Below are 15404 nucleotides of genomic sequence, written 5' to 3'. Positions count from 1 at the left end.
TCTATTATCAGCATACCCTATTTGCATAAGGGCTTCATGCTGTTTAAGCTTATCACAAGTGTGGATGTATTGTGAAGCAGTGCGGAGGTGGTAGGCTGCAGGATGCCGGCTACGCCCAGGGCGATGAGGCCGGTGTTAAAACCTACGATGCTGCAGTAATTCTTATGAATCCGTTTCATCAGGCCGTTGCCGATGTGCTTTAAGGCTACCAGCTGCCACAGATCCTCGGCGCCCACGGTCACGTCCGCGATTTCCCGGGCGATCTCCGCGCCGTCGCTGATGGCGATACCTACGTCTGCCGCAGACAGTGCCGGGGAATCATTGATGCCATCGCCGATCATCATGACCTTGCGTCCCTTTGCCTTCTCTTCCTCTACAAATCGCGCCTTGTCCTCAGGCAGAACCTCTGCGAAGAACGCGTCCACGCCCACCTTAGCCGCTACGGCTCCGGCGGTCCGCCCGCTGTCTCCGGTCATCATGACCACCTTGGAGATACCTGCGTCCTTCAGAGCCCGGATAACTGCCGGTGCCTCGGGACGAATGGGATCCTCGATGCAGATAACGGCTGCCAGAACGCCTTCTACCGCAAGATAAAGGTGGGAATACTCCGCCGGAAGCGCTTCAAACTTCGCCTCAGTTCCGGCCGGAAGAACACATTTCTCATCGTCAAATACGAAATGATAGCTTCCGATGATCGCCTTCCTGCCCTCTACGGTGGTAGAAATGCCGTGCGCCACAATATACTCTACTTTGGAATGCTTTTCCTCATGGTTCAGGTTGCGCGCCTTGGCGGCGTCCACAACTGCTTTTGCCATAGAGTGGGGGAAGTGCTCCTCCAGACAGGCTGCCAGACGAAGAAGCTCATCTGGGCTCTCTCCGTTAAAGGGAACCACCTCTGCCACGGTCGGGCAGGCCTTGGTCAATGTACCCGTCTTATCAAAGACGATGGTATCCGCCTCAGCCACAGCCTCCAGATACTTGCCGCCCTTTACCGTCACATGCTCTGCTCCCGCCTCACGGATGGCCGACAGCACGGAAATAGGGATCGCAAGCTTCAGGGCACAGGAGAAATCTACCATCAGCACAGCCAGGGTCTTGGTCACATTTCTTGTGAAGAACCAGGTGGCCGCTGCCCCCGCCAGGGTGTAAGGAACCAGCTTATCAGCCAGATGCTCTGCCTTACCCTCCACGGATGACTTCAGCTTCTCGGACTCCTCGATCATGGCCGCAATGCGGTCATACTTGCTTGCGCCATTGCCCACCTTCACGCGAATGGTCAGCTCGCCTTCCTCCAGAACGGTTCCGGCGTAGACCGACGCTCCCGGTGCCTTGGCCACAGGAACAGATTCACCGGTCAGGGAGGACTGATTTACCATACCCTCACCTGCTTCCACCGTTCCATCAAATGGTACCACATTTCCCATGTGGATGACAACCAGATCTTTTTCCTGAATGGAAGCAGAATCCACCAGAACCTCCTGGCCATCACTTAAAAGCCATACCTTTTCGATATTCAGGGACATGCTGCGGGCCAGATCGCCCACAGACTTCTTATGGGTCCACTCCTCCAGGATCTCGCCGATGCCAAGCAGGAACATGACAGAACCTGCGGTATCGAAGTCTCCACGGAATACGGACACGCCGATGGCAGTGGCATCCAATACCGGAACTTCCACCCTGCCATGGGCCAGGGCCTTCACGCCCTTCCAGATATATTTCCAGGACTTGGCGAAGGCGATACCGGCACGGATGGGGTAGGGCAGGAACATTTTACTTCCCGCTCTTAATATGACCTTATTGACCAGCTTCTCCCAGTACTCCTCGTTCAGGGCTCTGCCAGAGCTCTGGAACACAGCCTGGGGAACGTTCACATCTTCATAATGAAAGTTCTGAAGAAGCGAGATCACCTGCTCCCGCTTTCCCGTATAGCACACCACGATACTCTGTGTCTTTCTCTGTACCTTTGCGGCGGTCACACAGTCTCTCGTATCCAGATAATACTGAAGGGTGTCTGCCTGCTCGATACTCATGCGGCCGTTCAGGGCCTGTACACGGATTCTGCCCCGGATATCGTGCTTAATTACAAACTTCATGCTGCTTACGCCTCGGTTTCCTCTGCGGTCTCTGCAGCTACCTCTGCTGCTTCTGCATCTGCTACCATAGCAGCCTCTGCTGCAGCCTCACGCTCCTCATTGATCTGCTGAGCCTCTGCGTAGATATCTTCTGCATTCTCCTGGATGGTAGCTGCTGTCTTCATCACGCAGGTCTTTGCGCGAAGTACGGCTGCGGTGCAGTTTGTGTACAATTTCTTTGCGTCATCACTGGACAGCGCTTTGATACCTGCGGTGCCAAAAAGTACTCCTGCTGCAAAAATTCCACCTTTTTTCCAATCTACATTCTTCAGTTTTAACATGATTATTTCCTCCTATGTTTTCTTTTTCTTGTGATTATATACACCGCTTTTTTCAAAGGCAAGACTAACCGTTCTTATTGATAATTTTTATCAGATCAACCTCTTGCACGGTAGAGAAATGGTTCATGATAATAATGGTTCAGCACGTAATAATACATGACGATCAGCAGGCCTCCGGCCAGTACCCAGGCCGCCGGGCTGGCCATGCAGACTCCGAAATAGCTGTGGAAATGAGCGGCTGCCACAGCCACCACGCCTCTCCCCACCAGCTCTGCCACGCCGGCCATCATGGGCAGCAGACCGAAGCCCATGCCCTGCATGCCGTTCCGGTACACATTGACCAGGGTCAGCGGAATGAAGAAGGCTGAGACGCATTTCAGATAGAGATCCACCGCGTCCAGAAGGGAGGCCGCGTCTTCCGACACAAAGAGATAAGTCATATATTTTCCCACAGTCATCAGAAGGGCCGCGGAGGCGATGGCATAAAGAAAGCCCATGATCGTGGCCGCCCCGAAGCCCTTCCGCACCCGTCCGATCTCTCCGGCTCCCACATTCTGGGCGCAGTAAGTGGACATGGTGGTTCCAAGGGCCACGTAGGCCTGACTGATGACCTGCTCGATCTTGCTGGCCGCTGTAAAGGCCGCCACCATGGTGGAACCCAGCAGATTCAAAGAGGTCTGCATCATCATGGAACCGATGGCCGTAATGGAGTACTGTAAGGCCATGGGCAGACCGATGCTGATCTGGATCCGGGCCAGGTGTCCGTCCGGCTGGAAATCATACCGATTGAGATGCAGGGCCGGCACACAGCGGATGATATAGATCAGGCACAAAAGTCCCGAAATCCCCTGGGAAATGACAGTGGCCCAGGCCGCTCCGGCTACTCCCATACGGAGGCATACGATAAAGACCAGATCCAGCACAATATTCAGCACCGCCGCCAGAATCAGAAAATACAGAGGCGTCCGGCTGTTCCCCAGGGCCCGCAGGATGCAGGATAAGAGGTTATAAAGCATCTGGGCCAGGATTCCCCCGCAAAAAATCATAATATAGGTATAAGCTCCGTCAAAAATATCCTCCGGCGTATTCATAAAGAGCAGAAGCCTGTGCATTCCCAGCATACTGACCACCGTGATGGCCGCGCCGAAAACCAGAGCCAGCACCGCCGCGCTGCCCACGCTCTTTCGCATGCCGTCCATATCTCCGGCTCCAAACCGCTGGGAGGTGATCACCGTAAAGCCTGCGGCCGCTCCCATGATAAGCCCCCACAGCAGGAAGGTGATGGTCCCTGTGGAGCCCACTGCAGCCAGGGCCCCCGTTCCCACAAACTTTCCCACAATAATCGTATCTGCCATATTATAAAACTGCTGAAACACATTGCCGATAAAGATCGGAACAGTAAAATTCACAATCACCTTTGCCGGGCTTCCCACGGCCAGATTTTTCTCCATAGTTTCGTCCTTCCCTGTCTGTATCTGAATTTTCTGCCGCTTATTATAATCAAAGTCATTTTCAAATTCAAGTACTTTTTCAGGGACTTTCCGGATTCTTCAGCACCCGGTTCAGCACATCCGCCAGAGGCTCCATGGCGTTTCGCATTTCTTCCAGTGTATTTGTCTGGGCTCCCGCCTCCACCAGAAGAGATTTGGGCCGAAGATGCAGGTTATAGCGCAGGCCCTTCAGATAAATTTTTCTGCTGAGCCCCGGATAATAAGTCTCACAGGCCAGTTTCAGCTGCAGGGAAAGGGCCAGGTTCTCCTGGATGTAAGGATTCTCCAGATAGGAAATGGGGCCGTTTCTCTTACTGTAGCTGAGGCCATTGAAAAACATGAACTGGGCCGTGGGCTTTCCGTTCACCTCCGTCACCAGACGGGTTCCTTCATTGACGCCGTCCCGGTGCAGATCCAGAAGCACCTCAATGGAGGGATGCTCCGTCAGAATCTGCTTCACATCCTCCGCCGCCAGGCTGTAGGCCCGGTTCCTGTCCAGCTCCCCATCCCGTAAGTCATACACGTTCGTATTATGTAGTACCTGATAGCCATACCGATCCCGGAGGAGCTCCGTCAGATACTCGCCCACCCCCACGATGGTGGTACTGTTATCCCCGGGCACCGAGTCCACAAACCCCTCCTGGGAATGGGTATGGTAAATAAGAATCTGAGGCTCGGAAGCATCCTGTTGAAGTTCCATATCCATGCCAAGCAGGTTCCGGGCATCCAGTACATCGGCGCTCACATCCGTGGTAGATTCTACCACATAGAAATGCTCCTTTAAAAAAGTGAAATCCGACAGTTCCTCCATGGTGTAGGCGTAAGCCCCCTCTCCGCCGTTTTCATCCGTCTCGTCATTTTCCGCCGGTTCTTCTGCTGTCTCTCCGTTGGTTTCCGCCGCATCCTTCCCGGCAGCTGCCCGGTTCTCCTCCTCCATCCGTTCGGCCAGATCAAAAGCCTCCCCCGTCTGGGCATCGATCTCATTTTCGTCGTGGATGCCGCCCCGGGTCAGGATCTCATAGGCGGCCGAGCTCTCCGTCTCCGTCTCATAGAGCTGGCGTTCCTCCAGAAAGAGGTAGACTGGGAAGATTCCCATGGCTTTCCGGATCAGAAGCTCCCCGGCTCCGCCCTGCTCTTCCTGCCCTGCCGCATAAGTCAGTCCCGGGTACAGGAGTCCGGCCGCTGCCTTCTCCAGTTCTACTCTTCTACTCACAAATAGCTTTTTTACCGACTGGCCCCTGGCTCCATAGACCAGTATCTGGAACCCCAGAAGTCCCATGAGAAGCCATACCGCCACAGTTCCGGCCTTTTTTATCCTTCCGATACGATTCATATGCATCACCCCATATCGGAATCAGTATATTCAGCCCCTTCCTTTTCTATGTGTCCAGGCAGCCCTGTCCATTATGTCCTTCCTTCCATGGCCAGATTCAGCGCCTCGGAAATGGTAAAGCTTAAACTTTTGACAGTCTCATCTATATCCTTGGGCGTCACGAACATTCCGTGAAGGTTCGGTGCTATCTTTTCCCGATCCCCGGTGGCATCGTAGACAATGGTGGCCGCGTCTACCACTGTAGGCACGCCGATGGCCACTACCGGAACTCCCAGGGTCTCCCGGGAGAGGCTGTTTCGGTGGTTTCCCACGCCTGAACCCGGCTGAATCCCCGCATCAGACAACTGAATGGTCCGGTTCAGCCGCCGGGTACTCCTGGCCGCCAGAGCGTCGATGACCACGATCACATCTGGTTTTGTCTCCTGTGCCACACCCCGGACGATCTCCAGGGTCTCCATACCGGTCTGGGCCATGACTCCCGGAACCAGGCCGCTGACCCGGTGAACCTGCTCTGCCTTAAAGGCCGCCCGTCCATACTCACGGATCACATGCCGGGTGATCAGAAGATTTCCCACTGCCTCAGGTCCCAGGGCGTCCGGCGTCACTTCCCGGTTTCCAAGCCCCACCACCAGAATCGATCGCTCCTCTTCCGTATGCAGAAGCTTTCTCAGATACTCCGCCAGCTTCACTGACACCTCCCGGTGATAATCCTCGTCCGGCTCAGAAAGCCTTGGGGCCTCCAGGGTCAGGTAGGTTCCCATGGGCTTCCCCATGGCCTTTGCCCCGTTTTCTGTGGTAATACGCACCCTGGTAACCCGGATATCCCGTTCTTCATCATAAGACTCCTCGATCTCCACACCGCGAAGCTCTGTATCTTCCTCAAAACACTCTCTGGCCTCCAGCGCCAGATCCGTCCGAACCCGAAACTGTCCTTCCATTTTTCTGTTCCTTTCTGTTTTCTTATAGTTTTTCTCTTTTTTTGAGAATTATGTATTGACAGAAACGTGTTCCTATCATAAAATATATGAGTATGTTTTGTAAAGACGACCGTGTCCGGCTTTTACGGAACATGTAAAAAATAAGCTTATTTTAAACATGGTTTGGAGGTGTACGGATTGGCTAACATTAAATCTGCAAAGAAGAGAATTCAGGTTGCTGAAACCAGAACAGCCAGAAATAAGGCTATCAAGTCTGAGGTTAAGACTGCAATCAAGAAAGTAGATGCTGCAGTTGCTGCAAAGGATGTTGAGACTGCAAAGGCTTGCTTAAAGGCTGCTATCTCTACAATGAGCAAGGCGACTTCTAAGGGAGTTTATCATAAGAACACAACTTCCCGTAAGATTTCCCGTCTGACCAAGGCTGTTAACAGCATCGCTTAATTTCGATAGACATGAAATCAAAAGACACCCATTCCGTCATTTGGGTGTCTTTTTTATGGAATAGGGAATTCCGATAGAATTCCCTATTCCATAAAAGCAAGCAGAGCTTGCAAAGATGCGCACTCGGCGCAGTGGTAGATGGTTGCCAAAGCAACCACGCCTCGGCGCAAGAATGTGCCTATGGCACATTCTTTTTTATACCATAATCCCATGGAGGTGCCCTCTTATGAAAATGCTTGCGGAGGATATCCGGAATGGCAGCTTCAAAACTTCCTACCTGCTCTTCGGGGAAGAGGCCTATTTGCGGAACCAGTATAAAAACCGGCTGAAAAATGCCCTGTCTGATCCCTCGGACACCATGAATTTCTCCCGGTTCGAGGGGAAAGGGATTCTGCCCGCCGAAATCATCAGCCTGGCAGACACCCTGCCCTTTTTCGCAGAACGCCGCCTGATTCTCATCGAAGACAGCGGTTTTTTCAAAAATAAATGCGACGAGCTGGCGGACTATCTGCCCACCATGCCTGATACCACCTGTCTCCTTTTCGTGGAAACGGAAGTGGACAAGCGGAACCGGCTCTACAAGGCAGTCCAGAAGTATGGCCGGGTCACCGAGTTTCAGGTCCAGGACGAGCGCACTCTGATGAAGTGGATTCTGAGCACCCTGAAAAAGGAAAACCGTCAGATCACCGAGACCACCCTGCGTACCTTTCTGGAACATACGGGCACCGACATGGAAAATATCTCCATGGAACTGGATAAGCTCTTAAGCTACACTCTGGGGCGGGACGTGATTACCTCGGAGGATGTGAATGCCATCTGTACCATGCAGACCACCGGACAGATCTTTGAAATGATCCGTGCCATCGCTGAGAAGAATCAGAAAAAAGCCCTGGAGCTCTACTACGACCTGCTGGCCCTAAAGGAGCCGCCCATGCGGATCCTCTTTCTTATCGCCCGACAGTTCAATCAACTACTTCTGGTCAAAAGCCTGGCTGCCAAAGGACTGGACAAGAACGCAATCGCTTCCCGGGCTCAGATCGCTCCCTTTGTGGCAGGCCGCTGTATGGCCCAGGCCCGCAGCTTCACCCTGACTCAGCTGGAAGCAGCGGTCCGGGACTGTGTGGAGTCCGAGGAAGCCGTAAAAACAGGAGCCGTCAGCGATATCTTAAGCGTGGAGCTTCTCATCGTGAAATACAGCCAAAAGCTTCCGCAGTAAAGCGGCGTCCGTCACTTCGTATGGTGACGGCGCCGTTTTTTGCTGTCACCAGAATCTCGCTGCCCACAGCCGCCAGCCTCTCCAGAGTCTCCCCATGGGGATGGCCGTAGTGATTGTCCGCCCCGCAGGAAATCAGTGTCAATTCCGGCTTCACCTGCTGAAGCCACTCTTCAGAGGAGGAATACCGGGAGCCGTGATGGCCCGCCTTCAGTACCTGACAGGACAGACTTTCTCCCCTCTTCTTTTCCCGTTCCCGTATCTCCTGCTCCTGCTGCTCTCCCAAATCTCCGGTGAGAAGCAGCCGGAATTCCTTATATTCCACCAGCCACACCTCCGATTCCCCGTTCACATCCTCATATTCCCCCTTCTTTTCCGGGTGGAGACAGGAAAGGAGCGTATCCCGCTCCCGGATCAGGCTTCCCTCCTGTACCTCCCGTACCGCCGTACCGGCTTTTTCTGCCAGTTCTTCCAGCTTCCGTCCCTGCTCCCGCTTTCTGGCCTGACCGGTCAGAAGCAGTTGCCGGACCCGGACACCGCCCGGCTTCCCGGCCTCCTCCAGAATTTCCCGCAGTCCTGAAATATGATCCTCATCCGTATGCGTCACCAGCATGTAATCCAACGTTCCTACCCCCTTCGCCTTTAAGAAAGGCAGAATTCGATAGGTTCCCACCTGTTTCACATCTGTACTGCCACCATCTATGAGCAGAGTCGTTCCCTGACCGGTCCGCAGAAACAGCCCGTCTCCCTGTCCCACATCCAGCATGGTAAAGGAAAAGCCCCGGTCTGTCCGCCAGAAAAGCAATAGCATCAGCATCAGGATGGGCAGCAGTTTCCGACACTGTCTCAGTTTTGAACCTTTCTTCTGCGTCCGCTCCTTCTCCTGTGCCCTTTCTTTCTCTTTTTCCGGGTTCTGATAGTGTTTCCACAGCCACAGCACAAGCCCGCCATAATACAGAGCCATCTGCCATTTCTTCGGTTTCCCGCAAACCCACACCGCGCCCGGAAGCTTCAGGGACAAGCTTCCCAGAAGGGAAAAACTTCGAAGCAGCAAAGAACAGAGCCACGCCGGGATTCCGGCCAGCTTCACCGAAAGAAATGTAAGGCCCAGAGCGGAAAGCCCTGACACCATCACCAGGCTCATAAGGGGAACCACCAGAAGATTCAGGAACATCCCGTACACCGGAACCTCATAATAGAAGTAAGCCACCAGCGGCAGGGTCACAAGCTGGATGGCCACCCCCGCCCCCAAAGCCTGCAGGCGCTTCCCAGCAGGCGGAAAATAGTCCCGCAGAACCGGAAACACCAGACCGATTCCCAGCACTGCCCCGAAGGACAGCAAAAAAGAGGGAGCCCGCACCAGAAGCGGCTGATCCGCCAGCAAAAGCAGCGCTCCCATGGCCAGGGCCGTCAGAAGATCATAGCTTCTTCCCAGGATATCCGCCCCAAGAGCCACCAAAAGCATGATCACAGCCCGGGCCGTGGACGTACTCATGCCGGTGAGCAGCCCATAGAAGAGAATAGCCGCTCCCGCAGGAAAACCGGCGCTAACCCAGGAGCCACCCAGTCTCCGGAGCAGCCGATAAAGGCCCATCCCCAGGAATGATACGTGAAGACCCGATATGGCCAGCAGATGGGACATGCCGCTCCTCTGGTAGACGCTTTTTACCTCTGCTGAAAGGCCGGAGCGTTCCCCCAGAAGCATGGCCTTCAGGACTTCCGCGTCCTGCTCCGGGAACACCTGCTCCAGGCGTCTCTGAAGCTTCTGCCCTGCCAGATACAGCCACTGGGCCGGATACCGTTCTTTCGCATCCGTCACCACTGCCCGGTCTGCGTAGCAGATCAGTACGATATCCTGGGTCTGGTTATAAGCTCTCCCGTCAAACTGTCCCGGATTGGTGGGAGCTTCCGGCTCCTTTAATGTGAAATTTTCTTCGATTCTGAGAAGATTGCCGATGGAAATCTCTTGTTCGGCTTTGAAATACACCAGAAGAATTCCGGTATCAGATACATTCGTATGTTCCAGTCGGACGGTTCTTCCGTCCGGGTCCAGCCCGCAGACCTCTCCGCTGATAAAGTCCGGCGCTCCCCTGCCCTCACTCAGGCAGGAGCTCTTCCAGAAGAGCTCCGCCGGAAGACACAGGAGCAGGAACGCCGTAAGAAGTGCCGCCAGGCACAAGGGTCGTTTTTTCATTTTGATTTTTATTTCTGGCCGTCTTTTTCCACCAGATCCAGATTGCGCTCAAAGGCGGTGTCAAAACGGATGCTTTCCCGATAGACCCGGTTGGTCTCCCCGTTCACCAGAATCTGCACCTTGCTGATGCCCGGAATCTCGGTCAGAGAGTTCACGATGGAATAGATGGGAACCGCCTCCGTCAAATCATATCCCTGCTCCAGGAATCCGTCGTTCAGATTCACATAGCAGATTCCATCCTTCACAGAAACACTGAGCACTTTCGTCTCCGGAGGAATGGTCGGATAGACATCTTTGGTAATCGGACCCCGGATCAGCTGCTCTACCACCAGCTTCTCCACGGACATATTGCTGCTGTAGCGCACGTCCACCTGCTCCTCCACCAGCTTGTCACCGGCCTTGTTGGCAAAATACAGCTTCAGGGTAGTATCGGTATAGGTATTGATCTCGTCGCCTGTATTTTCTACGAAGCTGTCTGCAGTCATCTGCCCCACCGGTGTCTCGTCCAGGTTCATCAATGGATTATCCCCGATGAAAAAGGTGACGCTTTCCACTTCCGGAATCTGGCACAGGGTCCGCACCACGGCAGAACGACACAAAATCTCGTAAAGCCGGTTCATTTCCTGATACCCGCTGCCAAAATGCAGGGACAGCTGACCGTTCTCTATCTCCCAGGAGCTCACGCTCACGTTCTTCGGAATGGCAGACTTTTCCTCCGTATCTGTCGGATTCGTCTTCAGCTGCTGTAATAATTCATCGATCAGGTCCGCTGTGGTCTGCGCCTCCGGCTCATAGCTTTCGGTCACTACGGCAGTCTCTTCTTTATTGATATAATAAATCTGGTAGCCGGTATCCTCTTCCTGCTGCTGTTCCTTTTTCCGGCATCCGGCCATCAAAAGCAGGATACCTGTCAGCAGCATAAGAACCAGCGCCCGTGTTTTCTTTTTCTGGTTCACAGAACCCCTCCTACGCAATATATGTCAGCGGAATCCGCACGGAAAATGTGGTGCCCTCGCCCAACTTGCTGGACACCTTGATGGCACCCTTGTGTACCAGCACAGCGCTTTTCGCGATGGCCAGGCCCAGGCCGGTCCCGTCGATCTCACTGGAATGGGACTTGTCCACCCGGTAAAACCGCTCGAAGATATAGTCCAGGGACTCCTCCGGGATTCCCATACCCGAATCCATAACCTTCACATAAAAGAACTTGTGGTCCGCGTCCAGGGACACATGTACCCAGCCGTTTTCTTTATTGTATTTGATGGCGTTCTCCACCAGGTTTGTGAAGGCCAGGGTCAGTCTGCCCTCGTCCACCTCCGCCGTCACCGGACGGAAGCTTTCCAGCACCATCTCGATATTCTTCTTTGCGGCGATGGGGCGCAGCCGCTTCAGAATCAGTTCCAGCAGATCGTTCATATCTACCGGTTCAATATTCAGGGTCGCAGCCTTCTTATCCATCTTTACCAGGGACAGCAGATCGGTAATAATCTTATTCTCCCGCTCGATCTCTTCGGCGATATCGCCCATGAACTCCCGATAAAGCTCATTTGGTACCTCTTCCTGGGTCAGCAGGGAATCCGCCAGTACCTTCATAGAGGTAATGGGCGTCTTCAGTTCATGGGACACGTTGGATACAAACTCCTGACGGGACTCGTCCAGCACCCGCATCTGCATACTGATCTTATTGAATTCCTCAGAGATCCGGCGGGTCTCCGTGTAGGTCCGCACCTCCAGATCCTCGCTGGAATGGCCGCTGGCGATCTCCTGCAGCCCCCGGATGATCCGCTCCACCGGACGCACCAGCAGATAGGACAGGAACATGGCCGCCACAGTCATCAGCACACCATAGACCATCAGAAAGGTCCAGGCATTCCTGGTGAGCACCTCCAGATTATCCCTGATTCCGTCGATGGAAATACTCACCAGCAGTACACCCACGATCTTCGCTGAGTCTGTTTCCTGGATGGGCACAGTCATCTCGATAAACCGGCTGCCGGAGACCTGATTGGTGGTATCTCCCTTAAAGCAGCTGATGACTTCCTCTGATACCATATATTTGCTCTCCACCAGGCCATAAGTATCCTTGACCACGCGGAAATCCTGATTGATAATGATGATCCGACCGTCATAGACGCCGGAAAGCTGTGTGAGTTCTCCGTCCACCAGATCGGAAGACGGGTTCTCCAGATAGTGAGACCCGACCAGCTGATTAGACAGAATCCTGCACTGGTTCTGCACCTCCGTGCTCCGGGCCGCGATAGACCGCTCCTCACAGCTTCTGAGAATGCTGAAGGCTACCAGCAGCATAGGCAGCCACACGGCCACCAGCAACACCAGCAGAATTCTGAATTTTAAACTTTTCAAATAGGAAAATATGATTCTATGCCTGGAAATAATAGCCCACTCCCCACTTCGTATGAACGTATTTCGGCTCGCTGGGATTCGTCTCGATCTTTTCCCGCAGTCTTCGGATATGAACATCCACGGTACGCACATCGCCCGGGTACTCGTAGCCCCAGACCGTATTCAGCAGATTCTCCCGGCTGTATACCTTGCCCGGGTTCACTGCCATCAGCTCCAGCAGATCGAACTCCTTGGCCGTCAGATTGATCTCACGGCCCTCGATAAAGAGACGGCGGCTGTCCAGATCCATCTTCAGATCCGCGGCTTCCACAGTCTTTCCCTTTTTCTCCTTTTCTGTTCCGCCGGTCCGGCGCATGATGGCTTTCATGCGGGCCTTGATCTCCAGAATATTGAAGGGCTTCGTAATATAATCGTCTGCACCGTATTCCAGACCCAGAATCTTATCCATGTCGTCGCCCTTTGCCGTCAGCATAATGATGGGCATATTGGAAAATTCCCGTATCTGCTGGCAGACCTGAAAACCATCCAGCTTGGGAAGCATCACATCCAAAAGCACGATATCGTATTCCTTCGCTCTGGCGTACTCCAGGGCCTCTTCTCCGTCGTAGGCACAGTCCACTTCCATGTCGTCCTGTTCCAGACTGAAACGCAGTCCTTTCACTATCAGCTTTTCATCGTCTACTACCAATACTTTCTTTCCCATGTTCCCGCCTCGTCATACTGTTATTTGATCTTGAATTTTATGAAAAACCCCTTCTTTGATGCCCGGAATCTTCATCAGATCTTCCGGTTTGGAAAACGCGCCGTGGGCCTCCCGGTACCGGATGATCTCTCCGGCCTTGGACTCTCCGATCCCCGGAAGGGTCATGAGCTCCTGGGCTGTGGCCCGGTTCAGGTTCACCTTTTCTGACGACTGGATCCCGGAGGTCCCGTCACTCCCCATATCCGTCCCGGTCCCGAGTCTGGCTTCTTCCCACTTCTGTGCTTTTTCCTCAGAAGGTACTTCTATCTTCTGGCCGTCTGTGATGGGCTCAGCCAGATTCAGCCAGGTAGGGGCTGCCGTTTCCGTCATACCTCCCGCCGCCTGCACCGCATCCTCAATCCGGCTTCCCGCCGGAAGTCCGTAAACTCCGGGGGATGTCACTTCGCCGCAGATATAGATCCGGATCATTTCTGTCTGCCCGGTGTCCGGCTGCTGTACTTCATCGCCCTCTGCAGAGTTCTCCTTCGTACGGTCTGTCAGCTCCTCTGCTGTTTCCTCGGACTCTGTCTCCTCATTCTCTGCTGCCGTTTTCGTCTCCCGGGCGCTGTCATACAGCACCGCCCGGCCCTTACAGCCGGTCAGGCCGGAAACCATGCAGAAACTCAGAAAAAGAACCATCATCCCTACTCTGTTTTTTATCTGTTTTACTCGCATTTCTCATCCTTTCCGCGGATGAGACCCCTCCGATACAGACTATTTCATTTTAGCGAAGTTTTGGGAAGATTACAAGCATTTTTCAAAAACAGTTTCTTAATTTTCCATTGATTTTAATTTGCGTTCTCCATGGCTCTGGCATCCAGCTCAAACCAGAACTCCACCCCATTCTCGTAGTTTCTGACGCCGCATTCCCGGTGCAGGGAATCCATAATGGCCTTTACAATGGACAAACCGATCCCGCTGCCCCCATACTCCCGGGTGCGGGCCTTGTCCACCTTGTAAAACTTAATCCAGACCTTATCCAGATCCGCTTCCGGAATGGGCTGCCCCGTATTGAATACAGAGACCCGTACCAGCTCCTCTTCCTGCTGAAGCTTCACCTCAATGACCTTATCAAACTCACAGTGGTTGATGGCATTGCTGATATAATTAGTCACCACTTCTTCGATCTTGAACTCGTCAGCCCACACGTAGACCGGTTCCGTCTCCTTGAAAATCAAGTGGATGCCCTTCTGCTCCATGAGAATCCGGGAAGAATTCAGCACGTTTCGGATCAGTGCCGCGATATCAAAGCGCTCCATGGTCACCACATCGTTTCCGAATTCCAGCTGATTTAAGGACAACAGATTCTTCACCATGGTATTCATCTTGCCTGCCTCGTCCATGATGACCTCGCAGTAAAAGTCCCGGCTCTCCGGATCGTCGTTAATACACTCCTTCAGTCCCTCCGCATAGCCCTGGATCAGGGCTATGGGTGTCTTCAGCTCATGGGACACATTGGACAGGAATTCCTTTCGCATCTCATCGATCTGGGTCTTCTGCTCAATGTCTTTCTGAAGCTCATTATTAGCCGTCTTCAGCTCCGAAATGGTCCGTTCCAGATTCTCAGATAACTGGTTGATATGCTCTCCCAGTACACCGATCTCATTATCTGACTTAGAAGTAAACTTGGCATTAAAATCCAGCTCTGTCATACGTCTGGAGATATCCGTAAGCTCCAGGATGGGCTCGGAGATCCGTCTGGAAAGCCACCAGATAAGAAGAGAACTGACACCGATGGCCGCCGCCGCGATATAGAGAAAAAACCGGTTGGAGATAGCCGCGCTGTCCCGGATACTCTCGATGGCCGTCTGCATGATAAAAGGCTCCCCGGAATCCAGGGTTCCTACGATCTCCAGATAATCTGCCTGGAGCATCCGATCCTGGGACTCCCGGATCACATACTTGTCCGTGGTATCCAGCACCACCGTGTCCCTGGCGTCTGTCTCAAAAATATAGCTGTACAGCTTTTTCTGCAGCATCTGATAATCCCGGTTCGTGGCCAGCTTGGGCTCGCCGCTGTTATCCATGACAAAGATGGAGATGTTATCCGTATTGCAGATGCCCTCCAGTCTGGTTTTGAAGGTATTATCCTCGTACTTGCCGCTGCTGACTCCGGAATTCAGCACCTCATAGGCGCTGACGATGGCCTTCTTCTTGTCCGCCATATAATAATCCTTCAGGAAAAAGGCATTGATGAGGGCGCAGCACAAAAAGGTGCCCGCTATCACACCGATAAAAATGGCCGCCATCTGGCGCTTGATTGAATGCTTCATTTC

Annotated in this window: 13 protein-coding genes; 2 read left to right on the top strand and 11 right to left on the bottom strand. The window is 53.4% G+C overall.

The window, feature by feature from the left end; translation table 11 throughout:
• Positions 1 to 17 precede the first annotated feature (17 nt).
• From H8S44_RS07725 to gpr, 5 genes are all read right to left on the bottom strand, one after another.
• Positions 18 to 2093, bottom strand: coding sequence for a heavy metal translocating P-type ATPase (locus tag H8S44_RS07725; RefSeq protein ID WP_186871969.1), 2076 nt, complete (start codon positions 2091 to 2093; stop codon positions 18 to 20).
• A gap of 5 nt (positions 2094 to 2098) precedes the next feature.
• Positions 2099 to 2413: a DUF6110 family protein gene (locus H8S44_RS07720; RefSeq protein WP_186871968.1), complete on the bottom strand. Its 315-nt coding sequence runs from the start codon at positions 2411 to 2413 to the stop codon at positions 2099 to 2101.
• Positions 2414 to 2508: 95 nt separating this feature from the next.
• Entirely contained in the window at positions 2509 to 3864 is a 1356-nt protein-coding gene (locus H8S44_RS07715; protein ID WP_186871967.1) for an MATE family efflux transporter, read from the bottom strand.
• A gap of 79 nt (positions 3865 to 3943) precedes the next feature.
• Positions 3944 to 5236 (bottom strand): stage II sporulation protein P, encoded by a 1293-nt coding sequence (gene spoIIP, locus H8S44_RS07710; RefSeq protein WP_243167520.1) that lies wholly within the window; start codon positions 5234 to 5236, stop codon positions 3944 to 3946.
• Positions 5237 to 5307: 71 nt separating this feature from the next.
• Positions 5308 to 6174: a GPR endopeptidase gene (gpr, locus tag H8S44_RS07705; protein WP_186871966.1), complete on the bottom strand. Its 867-nt coding sequence runs from the start codon at positions 6172 to 6174 to the stop codon at positions 5308 to 5310.
• 177 nt (positions 6175 to 6351) lie between these two features.
• Here gpr and rpsT point away from each other — a divergent pair, with 177 nt between their 5' ends.
• On the top strand, positions 6352 to 6615 hold the full coding sequence (rpsT, locus tag H8S44_RS07700; RefSeq protein WP_186871965.1) for a 30S ribosomal protein S20: 264 nt from the start codon (positions 6352 to 6354) through the stop codon (positions 6613 to 6615).
• A 226-nt stretch (positions 6616 to 6841) separates the two neighbouring features.
• Positions 6842 to 7831, top strand: coding sequence for a DNA polymerase III subunit delta (gene holA, locus H8S44_RS07695; protein ID WP_186871964.1), 990 nt, complete (start codon positions 6842 to 6844; stop codon positions 7829 to 7831).
• Here holA and H8S44_RS07690 read toward each other — a convergent pair.
• The 6 genes from H8S44_RS07690 to H8S44_RS07665 all read right to left on the bottom strand — a co-directional run bounded on the left by H8S44_RS07690 (position 7797) and on the right by H8S44_RS07665 (position 15401).
• Positions 7797 to 10022 carry a DNA internalization-related competence protein ComEC/Rec2 gene (locus tag H8S44_RS07690; RefSeq protein WP_186871963.1) on the bottom strand — a complete coding sequence of 742 codons (2226 nt, stop codon included), beginning with the start codon at positions 10020 to 10022 and terminating at the stop codon, positions 7797 to 7799. The two genes, holA and H8S44_RS07690, sit on opposite strands and share 35 nt — an antisense overlap.
• 8 nt (positions 10023 to 10030) lie before the next feature.
• Positions 10031 to 10978: a GerMN domain-containing protein gene (locus H8S44_RS07685; protein ID WP_186871962.1), complete on the bottom strand. Its 948-nt coding sequence runs from the start codon at positions 10976 to 10978 to the stop codon at positions 10031 to 10033.
• A 10-nt stretch (positions 10979 to 10988) separates the two neighbouring features.
• Entirely contained in the window at positions 10989 to 12386 is a 1398-nt protein-coding gene (locus tag H8S44_RS07680; protein WP_243167518.1) for a sensor histidine kinase, read from the bottom strand.
• A 16-nt stretch (positions 12387 to 12402) separates the two neighbouring features.
• Complete coding sequence (locus H8S44_RS07675) at positions 12403 to 13089, bottom strand: response regulator transcription factor (RefSeq protein WP_186871960.1); 687 nt, start codon at positions 13087 to 13089, stop codon at positions 12403 to 12405.
• Between the two features lie 12 nt (positions 13090 to 13101).
• A complete protein-coding gene (locus H8S44_RS07670; RefSeq protein WP_186997534.1) occupies positions 13102 to 13803 on the bottom strand; it encodes a helix-hairpin-helix domain-containing protein in 702 nt (233 codons plus the stop codon).
• A 113-nt stretch (positions 13804 to 13916) separates the two neighbouring features.
• Positions 13917 to 15401: a sensor histidine kinase gene (locus H8S44_RS07665; RefSeq protein ID WP_186871958.1), complete on the bottom strand. Its 1485-nt coding sequence runs from the start codon at positions 15399 to 15401 to the stop codon at positions 13917 to 13919.
• Positions 15402 to 15404 lie beyond the last annotated feature (3 nt).

The sequence above is a fragment of the Anaerosacchariphilus hominis genome (assembly GCF_014290175.1).
In the GTDB taxonomy this organism is placed as follows: Bacteria; Bacillota; Clostridia; order Lachnospirales; family Lachnospiraceae; genus Laedolimicola; species Laedolimicola hominis.
Note: the sequence above shows the minus strand (reverse complement) of the source record. Positions and strands in the feature narration are given on the sequence as shown.

Bases quoted from the DNA above. Each gene is read 5' to 3' on its own strand.
- H8S44_RS07725 (WP_186871969.1), bottom strand. From the start codon at position 2,093: ATGAAGTTTGTAATTAAGCACGATATCCGGGGCAGAATCCGTGTACAG.
- H8S44_RS07720 (WP_186871968.1), bottom strand. From the start codon at position 2,413: ATGTTAAAACTGAAGAATGTAGATTGGAAAAAAGGTGGAATTTTTGCA.
- H8S44_RS07715 (WP_186871967.1), bottom strand. From the start codon at position 3,864: ATGGAGAAAAATCTGGCCGTGGGAAGCCCGGCAAAGGTGATTGTGAAT.
- spoIIP (WP_243167520.1), bottom strand. From the start codon at position 5,236: ATGAATCGTATCGGAAGGATAAAAAAGGCCGGAACTGTGGCGGTATGG.
- gpr (WP_186871966.1), bottom strand. From the start codon at position 6,174: ATGGAAGGACAGTTTCGGGTTCGGACGGATCTGGCGCTGGAGGCCAGA.
- holA (WP_186871964.1), top strand. From the start codon at position 6,842: ATGAAAATGCTTGCGGAGGATATCCGGAATGGCAGCTTCAAAACTTCC.
- H8S44_RS07690 (WP_186871963.1), bottom strand. From the start codon at position 10,022: ATGAAAAAACGACCCTTGTGCCTGGCGGCACTTCTTACGGCGTTCCTG.
- H8S44_RS07675 (WP_186871960.1), bottom strand. From the start codon at position 13,089: ATGGGAAAGAAAGTATTGGTAGTAGACGATGAAAAGCTGATAGTGAAA.
- H8S44_RS07670 (WP_186997534.1), bottom strand. From the start codon at position 13,803: ATGCGAGTAAAACAGATAAAAAACAGAGTAGGGATGATGGTTCTTTTT.
- H8S44_RS07665 (WP_186871958.1), bottom strand. From the start codon at position 15,401: ATGAAGCATTCAATCAAGCGCCAGATGGCGGCCATTTTTATCGGTGTG.